Origin of the sequence: Flavobacterium sp. (assembly GCF_965657075.1) — a bacterium.
Lineage (GTDB): Bacteria > Bacteroidota > Bacteroidia > Flavobacteriales > Flavobacteriaceae > Flavobacterium.
The window spans coordinates 56,334-65,889 of record NZ_CBFHMV010000013.1 but is presented as its reverse complement, the minus strand read 5'-3'; the positions used below and the strand labels follow the sequence as shown (position 1 = coordinate 65,889).

The 9,556-nt window shown below is 29.3% G+C and carries 10 protein-coding genes; 7 read left to right on the top strand and 3 right to left on the bottom strand.

From position 1 onward, the window contains the following. Window positions 1-132 precede the first annotated feature (132 nt). The gene (priA, locus tag ACTF56_RS08865; RefSeq protein WP_438966541.1) at window positions 133-2,583 is read left to right on the top strand and encodes a replication restart helicase PriA; all 2,451 of its coding nucleotides are present in this window, start codon (window positions 133-135) and stop codon (window positions 2,581-2,583) included. On the opposite strand, the gene ACTF56_RS08860 is transcribed toward priA, so the two are convergent. After that, window positions 2,577-3,332: a LytR/AlgR family response regulator transcription factor gene (locus ACTF56_RS08860; RefSeq protein WP_438966540.1), complete on the bottom strand. Its 756-nt coding sequence runs from the start codon at window positions 3,330-3,332 to the stop codon at window positions 2,577-2,579. The genes priA and ACTF56_RS08860 overlap by 7 nt on opposite strands. 207 nt (window positions 3,333-3,539) lie before the next feature. Between ACTF56_RS08860 and rpsF the strand changes: the two genes are divergently transcribed. The 5 genes from rpsF (at window position 3,540) to ligA (ending at window position 7,244) form a co-directional block, all read left to right on the top strand. Then, the gene (gene rpsF, locus ACTF56_RS08855; RefSeq protein ID WP_438966539.1) at window positions 3,540-3,881 is read left to right on the top strand and encodes a 30S ribosomal protein S6; all 342 of its coding nucleotides are present in this window, start codon (window positions 3,540-3,542) and stop codon (window positions 3,879-3,881) included. Window positions 3,882-3,883: 2 nt separating this feature from the next. Continuing rightward, window positions 3,884-4,180 (top strand): 30S ribosomal protein S18, encoded by a 297-nt coding sequence (gene rpsR, locus ACTF56_RS08850; RefSeq protein WP_438966538.1) that lies wholly within the window; start codon window positions 3,884-3,886, stop codon window positions 4,178-4,180. Window positions 4,181-4,244: 64 nt separating this feature from the next. Continuing rightward, window positions 4,245-4,688, top strand: a complete 444-nt coding sequence (gene rplI, locus ACTF56_RS08845) for a 50S ribosomal protein L9 (RefSeq protein WP_438966537.1) — start codon at window positions 4,245-4,247, stop codon at window positions 4,686-4,688. Between the two features lie 77 nt (window positions 4,689-4,765). Next, complete coding sequence (locus tag ACTF56_RS08840; protein ID WP_438966536.1) at window positions 4,766-5,239, top strand: DUF6495 family protein; 474 nt, start codon at window positions 4,766-4,768, stop codon at window positions 5,237-5,239. A gap of 4 nt (window positions 5,240-5,243) precedes the next feature. After that, window positions 5,244-7,244: an NAD-dependent DNA ligase LigA gene (gene ligA / locus ACTF56_RS08835; protein WP_438966535.1), complete on the top strand. Its 2,001-nt coding sequence runs from the start codon at window positions 5,244-5,246 to the stop codon at window positions 7,242-7,244. Window positions 7,245-7,287: 43 nt separating this feature from the next. On the opposite strand, the gene ACTF56_RS08830 is transcribed toward ligA, so the two are convergent. Beyond that, window positions 7,288-8,208, bottom strand: a complete 921-nt coding sequence (locus ACTF56_RS08830; RefSeq protein WP_438966534.1) for a bifunctional metallophosphatase/5'-nucleotidase — start codon at window positions 8,206-8,208, stop codon at window positions 7,288-7,290. Between the two features lies 1 nt (window position 8,209). Continuing rightward, window positions 8,210-8,995 carry a 5'-nucleotidase C-terminal domain-containing protein gene (locus ACTF56_RS08825; RefSeq protein ID WP_438966533.1) on the bottom strand — a complete coding sequence of 262 codons (786 nt, stop codon included), beginning with the start codon at window positions 8,993-8,995 and terminating at the stop codon, window positions 8,210-8,212. Between the two features lie 42 nt (window positions 8,996-9,037). Between ACTF56_RS08825 and ACTF56_RS08820 the strand changes: the two genes are divergently transcribed. Continuing rightward, entirely contained in the window at window positions 9,038-9,556 is a 519-nt protein-coding gene (locus tag ACTF56_RS08820) for a DUF6913 domain-containing protein (protein WP_438966532.1), read from the top strand.

The window sequence follows — 9,556 nt, the reverse complement described above, 5'->3', positions numbered from 1 at the left end:
GTAACAGAATTAATTCTGTTACGATTTAACTATATTTGAATTATTAACGAGTCAACCTTTTTTAGGACAACTCATTTGATAAATCTGCCAACTAATTACTGAACACTGAACACTTTTTTTTACATTTGCTAAATGCAGTTTTTCATTGAAGTAGTTTTACCTTTAGCCGTAAATAAAACCTTTACTTATCAGGTTTCTGAAGCCGAATTTCATTATGTTTCCATAGGAATGCGAGTGGCAGTTCCTTTTGGAAAAAGTAAAATATATACTTCTATGGTTATTGCTAAACACAACAATCCACCTCAATTATACACAGCCAAAGAAATTCATCAAATTATTGATGAAAAACCAATCGTAAATGAAATGCAATTAACCCATTGGAATTGGATTGCAAATTACTATATGTGTTCATTGGGAGAAGTTTTTAAAAGTGCTTTGCCTTCTGGCTATATGTTGGAAAGTGAAACCATAATTACAGCAAAAAAAGATGTTGAAGTTGACGAAAACGAATTAAAAGATGATGAATATTTAATTTTTGAAGCTTTAAAATTGCAATCATCCATTACTGTAAATGATGTAGTGAAGATTTTAGGTAAGAAAACTATTTTTCCAGTCTTAAATAGATTACTTGAAAAAGGAGCTTTGCAATTGCAAGAAGAAATTTCAGAACAATACAAACCTAAGCAAGTTCGCTATGTAAAATTAAATGATGAATTTACTAACCAAGTTAATTTAGTATTATTACTTGAAAATTTATCAAGAGCTAAAAAGCAACGCGAATTGGTTTTGTCTTTTTTTCAACTGCTAGCCAAAGAAAAGAAACCTATTGCTGTTAAACAATTAGTCGAATTTTCAGGTAGTTCTTCTGCAACTATAAAATCACTAATTGAAAAAGAAGTTTTTGTGGAATATTTCATAAATCAAGACCGAGTAATTTTTGAAAAGGAAAACGACAGTCATTTCACGCTAAGTGAACCCCAACAAAAAGCTTTTGACCAAATTGAGGCTAGTTTTATTGAAAATGATATAACCTTATTACATGGTGTAACAGCTTCAGGTAAAACCGAAATTTACATCAAACTTATTGAAGAACAAGTTAATATAGACAAACAAGTACTTTTTTTATTGCCAGAAATTGCTCTTACAACACAATTAGTAAAACGATTAGTAGCTTATTTTGGGAATCAAGTGGCGGTTTTTCATTCTAAATATTCAAACAACGAACGAATTGAAGTTTGGAGCGAAGTTTTGGAAAATTCAGAAAAAGCTAAAGTCGTAATTGGTGTTAGAAGTGCTTTGTTTTTACCTTTTTCAAATTTAGGTTTAATTGTCGTTGATGAAGAACATGAACAAACGTATAAGCAAGAAGCACCAGCACCAAGATATCATGCAAGAGATTGCGCAGTAGTTTTAGCCAAACAACATCAAGCTAAAATTTTATTAGGAAGTGCGACACCAAGTTTGGAAACCTATTATAACGTAAAAACCAATAAATATAAGTTAGTCGAATTAACCGAACGCTACGGAAACGTAGTTTTACCTGAAATTAAACTAATCGATTTAAAAGATAAATATTTCAGAAAACGAATGAACGGTCATTTTTCTGATGAATTGATAGAAGGAATTTCAAATGCATTAGAATTAGGCGAACAGGTCATTTTATTTCAAAATAGAAGAGGATTTTCACCTTATGTGGAATGTATTACTTGTGGTCATGTACCCAATTGTCCAAGTTGTGATGTGAGTCTGACGTATTACAAACACAAAAACCAGTTGCGTTGTCATTATTGTGGTTATTCAATTGCAAATCCTACCCATTGTCACGCTTGTCAATCGGTTGAACTTACTACAAAAGGTTTTGGAACCGAACAAATAGAGTTAGAACTAAAAACCATTTTTCCAGATAAAAATATTGGAAGGATGGATCAAGATACAACCAGAGGAAAATTTGGGTACGAAAAAATTATAGATTCATTCAAAAATAGGGAAGTAGATATATTAGTAGGAACACAAATGTTAGCCAAAGGATTGCATTTTGATAATGTAACCTTAGTCGGAATTCTAAATGCAGACAATTTATTAAATCAACCTGATTTTAGAGCTTATGAAAGAGCTTTTCAAATGATGACACAAGTGGCTGGTCGTTCTGGTCGTTCAGAAAAGAAAGGTTTGGTTATGATACAAACTTATAATGTGTTTCACAATACGATCCAACAAGTTTTGAGTAATGATTATAGTGCTATGTTTAAAGAGCAAATTTATGAAAGGCAAAATTTTAAATATCCACCTTTTTATAAATTGATTAAGTTGACTTTAAAACATAGAGATTACGACAAGCTGAAAGAAGGCTCTATGTGGTTGTATAATGTTTTATCACAAAACTTACCCATGCCAATTCTTGGTCCAGAAGAACCAGCCATAAGTCGAATCAGAAATGAATATATAAGAACTATACTAATTAAAATTCCGAAAGAGAAGAATTTGTCTTTAACCAAAAAAACGATCCATAAAATAATGAATAGTTTTGAAGCAATATCGTTTTATAGAGCTATAAAAGTTACCATAAATGTAGATAACTATTGATCCAACACCTTATTAGTATTTATAAAACCTATTAAAGTTTCTTTTTTGTTTCGGCTCAAAGGAATTTTATAATTTTCAATTTCTACAAATTTTGAAGAATACTTTTCAATTTTATCTACATTTACGATGTAAGATTTATGTAATCTAAAAAATTTATCTTCAGGCAATTTGTCTTCAAACGATTTCATTGTTGACAAAACCAAATGGCTATCAACTTCAGTAATTACTTTTACATAATCACCAAAAGCTTCAATCCATCTAATTTTAGACAAATTAATTTTTATACTTTTTAAATTTGACTTAATGAAAATATAGTTTTGATCATTTTCTGAACTTTCATTAGACAATTTATGATAATACAATGCTTTGTCAACAGCTTTGTTAAATCTTTCTTTGGATAGTGGTTTTCTTAAAAAATCAATAGCATCGTAGTCAAATGCTTTAAAAGCATAATCGGTTTTAACAGAAACAAATACAATCATAGGCTTAACTTTAAGCGCATCTATAAAGTCAAAGCCGTTAATCTGAGTCATTTCTATATCTAAAAACAGCAAGTCAATTTCGTCATTTTGAATACAATTTCTTGCATCTTTATAACTAGAAAAATCATCAACTAACTGTAAATGAGTATTTTCATTAACTAATTTGGTTATTGTTATTCTTTGAAGCGCACTATCATCGAGTACAATACAACGTAATTTCATATCTAGTAAAGTGTCATTTACAACTGTAAATGTATTGTAAATCATTTTAATACACAAATAATTTAATTAAATAAAAGTAAATTCTTACAAAATAAATTATTTTACAAATTTAGGAACTTAAGTTTTAATTTGGTAGGTATTTCTACCTGATTTTTACACATAAGCGTGTATTATTTTTAATTGATAATATTTGGTAGATTTGTTTTTAATAGTTACTTTTGCACCCAATTTATAACAAAAATTTATATAATTATGAATCATTATGAAACTGTTTTCATCTTGAATCCCGTTTTATCTGAACAACAGATAAAGGAAACAGTTAGCAAGTTTGAAGATTTTCTTACTTCTAAAGGATCAACGATGGTATCAAAAGAAGATTGGGGCTTAAAAAAATTAGCTTACGAAATTCAACACAAAAAAAGTGGTTTTTATCACTTATTCGAATTTAAAGCTTCTCCAGAAGTTTTAATAGCTTATGAAACTGAATTTAGACGTGACGAAAGAGTTATGCGTTTTTTAACAGTAACTTTAGACAAGCACGCTATTTCTTGGGCTGAAAGAAGAAGAGAAAAATTAAAATCTAAATCAAACTAATTATGTCAACTTTAGAGAACTCAGCAAAAGGTAAAAAAGAAGGAGATATCAGATATCTTACTCCTTTAAACATAGATACAAACAAACAAAAGAAATATTGTCGTTTCAAAAAATCGGGTATCAAATACATCGATTATAAAGATGCAGATTTCTTATTAAAATTTGTAAACGAGCAAGGTAAAATTTTACCAAGAAGATTAACTGGTACTTCATTAAAATACCAAAGAAAAGTATCTGTAGCTGTAAAAAGAGCTAGACATATCGCAATTATGCCTTATGTAGCAGATATGTTAAAATAATAATCAACAAATAGTTGTTGCTGCGCCACTGGCGGGCTAACTTCTACTAATAAAGGACAACAACATGGAACTTATTTTAAAACAAGATGTTCAAAATTTAGGATTTAAAGATGATATCGTATCTGTAAAGAACGGTTATGGCCGTAATTATTTAATTCCTCAAGGATTTGCTGCTTTAGCAACTCCATCAGCAAAAAAAGTTTTAGCTGAAAACTTAAAGCAAAAAGCTCACAAAGAGCAAAAATTAGTTGACGAAGCTAACACAACAGCTGAAGCAATTAAAGCTTTAGAAATTAAAATCTCTGCAAAAGCAGGTGGTGACAAATTATTTGGTTCGGTAACTAACGCTAATGTTGCTGAAGCTTTAGCAAATGCAGGTCATTCAATTGATAAAAAATTCATCACAAGTGGAATTGTTAAGCGTGTAGGAAAATATGCTGCAACAGTAAGATTACACAGAAATGTAATTGTAGATTTACCATATGAAATTGTTGCTGAAAAAGCATAATTTTATTCAAAATTTATTAAAAAGCTCCGCAATTTGCGGAGCTTTTTTTTTATTTTTACGCAACATAATTTCGAAAAATGAAATATACTAGACTTACTAAAGAACAGTTGGAAGAAATGCATCCAGAATTCATTAATTTTTTAGCAACTCAATCCATTGATAAAAAAGAATGGGATGATATAAAATCTAACAAGCCAGAAATTGCGATGCAAGAAATTGATGTGTTTTCAGATATGATATGGGATAAAGCATTGAGTAATGTAAGATTTATTGATCATTTTTCTGCTAATTTTATCTTTCTTTTTAAATGTGAAGAGCACAATGTGTTTTCTTTTGTGATAAATACAAACAACAAAAAAGTTGATTTTTTGACCAAAGACGGCATTAATTGGTTGAGTGAAAATTTGTTTTCTGATGAGGTTGAAATCCAAAAAGGGAAAAAAGATATTTCACAAGACAGAAATCAATCTTTATTTTCTATCATAAAGCAAGGTGGAATTATTAGTAAAGGCGAATTGTTTTCAAAATTAGAACATTTAATTAACAACTAAATTTATGAACGTTTTAGACACTATTAACCATCTTAGAACCGAATTAAATCAGCATAATTACAATTATTATAGCTTAGATAATCCAACGATTTCTGATTATGATTTTGATGTTAAGTTAAAGCAGCTTCAAGATTTAGAAAGTAAACATCCTGAATATTTTGATTCCAATTCTCCAACACAAAGAGTAGGAGGAACAATAACTAAAAATTTTGAGACTATAAAGCATCAATACCGAATGTATTCGTTGGATAATTCGTATTCAAAAGAGGATTTGTTGGAATGGGAAAAGCGTTGTAAAAAAATTGTGGGAGATGTTCCTTTGGAATATACTTGTGAACTGAAATATGATGGTGCTTCAATAAGTTTAACTTATGAAAACGGTAATTTGAAAAAAGCGGTTACTCGTGGCGATGGTTTTCAAGGTGATGACGTAACAAATAATATAAAAACAATACATTCAGTTCCTTTAAAATTACAAGACGATTTTCCTAATAAGTTTGATATTAGAGGAGAAATTGTTTTGCCTTTAGCAGGTTTTGAGAAAATGAATCAGGATTTAATTGAAATTGGCGAAACGCCTTATTCCAATCCAAGAAATACCGCTTCTGGAAGTTTAAAATTACAAGATAGCTCTGAAGTTGCCAAACGACCTTTAGAGTGTTTACTGTATTCTTTAGTTGGTGAAAATTTACCAATTACGACTCAATTTGAAGGTTTAGAAAAAGCAAGAGATTGGGGTTTTAAAGTGCCTAATCAATCCAAATTAGCCAAAAATTTAGAAGAAGTTTTTGAATTTATTGAATTTTGGGATAAAGAAAGACATAATTTGCCTTATGAAACGGATGGTGTTGTAGTAAAAGTAAATCTATTACAATATCAAAATGAGTTGGATTATACAGCTAAAGCTCCAAGATGGGCCATGGCTTATAAGTTTAAAGCAGAACAAGTGAGTACGGTTTTAAATTCCATTTCCTATCAAGTTGGAAGAACTGGCGCTATAACTCCTGTTGCCAATTTAGAACCTGTACAATTGGCTGGAACTGTGGTTAAAAGAGCTTCGTTGCACAATGCTGATCAAATAGAAAAGTTAGATATTCGAGTTAACGATACTGTTTTTGTAGAAAAAGGAGGCGAAATTATTCCGAAAATAATTGGAGTTGATTTCGAAAATAGACCATCTAATTCTGAACCTACTTTATATATTACTCATTGTCCAGAATGTGCAACACTTTTGGAACGAATTGAAGGAGAAGCCAATCATTATTGTCCTAATTTTTATGGTTGTCCACCTCAAATAATTGGACGAATTCAGCATTTTATTTCGCGTAAAGCTATGGATATTGAAGGTTTGGGTGGAGAAACTGTAGCTTTATTGTTTAACGCAGGATTAGTTGCTAATTATGCTGATTTGTATGAACTGACCAAAGAACAAATTATTCCTTTAGAGCGAATGGCTGAAAAGTCGGCTGAAAATTTAGTAAAAGGTGTTTTAGAATCGAAAAATATTACTTTTGAAAGGGTTTTATATGCTTTAGGAATCCGTTATGTTGGTGAAACTGTAGCTAAAAAATTAGCCAAACATTATAAAAATATTGATGCTATTGCAACAGCTAGTCTTATGGATTTAATTTTAGTCGATGAAATTGGCGATAAAATTGCTCAAAGTGTTGTTTTGTTTTTTGAAAATCAAGAAAATAAAATCATTATTGAACGATTAAAAAATTATGGTGTTCAATTAGAATTAAATGCTTCAAATGATACAAGCGTTTCTGATAAATTGAAAGGTAAAATTTTTGTAGTTTCGGGTGTTTTTGAAACTTATTCAAGAGATGAACTTAAAAAAGTTATTGAAGAACATGGCGGAAAAGTAGGAAGTTCTATCTCATCAAAAACGCATTATGTGGTTGCAGGTGACAATATGGGACCATCAAAATTAGAAAAAGCCAATCAGTTAAAAATTCCAATCATCACAGAATATGATTTTAATACTTTGATTGTCGAATAAAAAAAAGTCCTGTAATTATTTAGTTTACAGGACTTTTTAATTTTTATTGAACTATGATATTTTTATCCAAATTAGCGTATTTATTATCGTCAGAAAAGTAAAAATCTATTCTTCCCAGATTGATTCCGTAGCAACCTACTTGGTTGATAACAACATCTTTTCCGTCCAAATTTTTCTCAATTACAGGTTTATCTAAAAAAGTGTGACTATGCCCACCAATTATTAAATCTATATTTTTGGTTTGTTTGGCTAAATTTATATCACAAATTTTTTCAGGGTCATTTTTGTATTTGAATCCTAAATGCGATAAACAAATAACCAAATCACATTTTTCATCTTCTTTCAACTGTTTTGCAATACTTTGAGAAACTTCTACAGGATTGTTATAAACCGTTTCTTTGTATAGTTTTTTATCAACTAAACCTTCTAATTCAACACCTAAGCCAAAAACACCAATTTTCAAACCTACTTTGTTTATTATTTTATAAGGCTTTACTATACCATCTAAAATAGTATTTTTAAAATCATAATTTGCAGAAACAAAGTCAAATTTAGCATGAGGTAATTGAGCATAAAAACCATCAATTCCGTTATCAAAATCGTGATTGCCCAAAGTGGCTAAATCGTATTGCATCATACTCATTAATTTGAACTCCAATTCACCACCATAATAATTGAAATAAGGAGTTCCTTGAAAAATATCTCCTGCATCTAAAAGCAACACATTGGCTTCTTCACTTCTTATTTTTTCAATTAAAACGGCTCTTCTTGAAGCGCCACCTTGATTTGGATTTCTTGGATCATCTTCAGGAAAAGGATCAATATGACTGTGAACATCATTGGTATGAAGAACCGTTAATTTTTTTATATTATCTACCGAAGTAAAACTGCTCAAACTTATACCACCAAGAGATAATAAACTTGATGTTGCTGCTGTATTTTTTATAAAACTTCTTCTTTTCATTTTATTCTTCAATTACAATTTTTGTATCTAAGATTTCTAAAGTATCCACTTTTTTAAAATAATCGATCAGTAAATTTCTCAACTTATAATCTAAATCATATTTGAGGTTACTATCTCTAAAAAAAGTCATATTGTCACCACCGTTAGAAAGATAATCAGAAGTGGCAACATTGTATATTTTAGTATCTTCAATAGTTTTTCCTTTGATTTCAACTTTAGTAACTTCGTTAGTTGATTTTGTATAAAATATCTGAATTCCATACATAGGATGTGGTTTTTTTTCAGTAAGAATGTAGTTGGCAAGTTGTTTTACCTCTAAACCAGTTAGCGCAACTACAATTAAACTGTTTTCAAAAGGCATTACATTATAAGCAGTTCTTGAAGTTACATTGCCTTTTGGAATTATGGAGCGAATTCCACCATGATTTAGTAAAACCATGTCTATTGTTTTTTGTTCTCTCTTTTCAAAAACAGGATTTCCTAAATCATAAGTGACTTTAGCCATTAATAAACCAATATTAGTTTCCCATTTTCCTGAAGATTTTTCCAAATTAATTGGAGAAATGGCTAAAACACTATCTAAATCTTTGGTAATATGATTTCGATAAGGAGCAATGTATTGGTCAATTTTTTCGTCAGAAGTGTAAGTTTGATTTACATTAATCTTCTTACCTTCGATTTTATAATTGTAGTACTTTTTTGATTGACATGAGACTAAACTTATAAATGTTAATAATATAACAAAATAAATAGAATTTGCGTTTTTCTTTTTTACTTTTACGCTCATAATGCGAGTGGAATAATTAAATTTGTACTTTGTAAAAATACTATGTTTTATAGAACTATTAAGCGTTTTTTTCTAAAAAAATACATTAAAAAAAGGTTAAGCCAGGGTTTGACTGATGTTAATCAAGATTCCATAAAAACAATTGGGGTTTTAGTTGATGAAACTGTTTTTTTTGAAACTGAAAAATTGATTCAAGAATTTAAAAAATATAGTGCAGGTCAGTTTAAAATTAACTTGTTAGTTTACAGAAAAAAACCAAAAAAAAATGAGAAAGTAAATCATGCTTTCTACACTTTTTCAAATGTTAGTTTAAGTGGTGAAATTAGAAAGACTGAAGTAGATAATTTTGTTAATTTTCCTTTTGATATGCTTGTGAGTTACTACTATTTTAGTAATTCAGATCTAGAGTTGGTTACATTAAAATCAAAAGCTAAGTTTAAAGTTGGTTTTGAAAATATAAACAACCAACTAAATCATTTTTTTATAAAAACACAAGTTGAAAAGTATGTTGAATTTATAGAAGTACTTTTTAATTATTTAAAAATTTTAAAGAAAATATAA

What these genes read in the sequence shown, in the direction of transcription:
- ligA (WP_438966535.1), top strand. Translation starts at nt 5,244, where the DNA reads ATGAACGTTTTAGACACTATTAACCATCTTAGAACCGAATTAAATCAG.
- ACTF56_RS08860 (WP_438966540.1), bottom strand. Translation starts at nt 3,332, where the DNA reads ATGATTTACAATACATTTACAGTTGTAAATGACACTTTACTAGATATG.
- rplI (WP_438966537.1), top strand. Translation starts at nt 4,245, where the DNA reads ATGGAACTTATTTTAAAACAAGATGTTCAAAATTTAGGATTTAAAGAT.
- ACTF56_RS08840 (WP_438966536.1), top strand. Translation starts at nt 4,766, where the DNA reads ATGAAATATACTAGACTTACTAAAGAACAGTTGGAAGAAATGCATCCA.
- ACTF56_RS08830 (WP_438966534.1), bottom strand. Translation starts at nt 8,208, where the DNA reads ATGAAAAGAAGAAGTTTTATAAAAAATACAGCAGCAACATCAAGTTTA.
- rpsF (WP_438966539.1), top strand. Translation starts at nt 3,540, where the DNA reads ATGAATCATTATGAAACTGTTTTCATCTTGAATCCCGTTTTATCTGAA.
- ACTF56_RS08825 (WP_438966533.1), bottom strand. Translation starts at nt 8,995, where the DNA reads ATGAGCGTAAAAGTAAAAAAGAAAAACGCAAATTCTATTTATTTTGTT.
- rpsR (WP_438966538.1), top strand. Translation starts at nt 3,884, where the DNA reads ATGTCAACTTTAGAGAACTCAGCAAAAGGTAAAAAAGAAGGAGATATC.
- priA (WP_438966541.1), top strand. Translation starts at nt 133, where the DNA reads ATGCAGTTTTTCATTGAAGTAGTTTTACCTTTAGCCGTAAATAAAACC.
- ACTF56_RS08820 (WP_438966532.1), top strand. Translation starts at nt 9,038, where the DNA reads ATGTTTTATAGAACTATTAAGCGTTTTTTTCTAAAAAAATACATTAAA.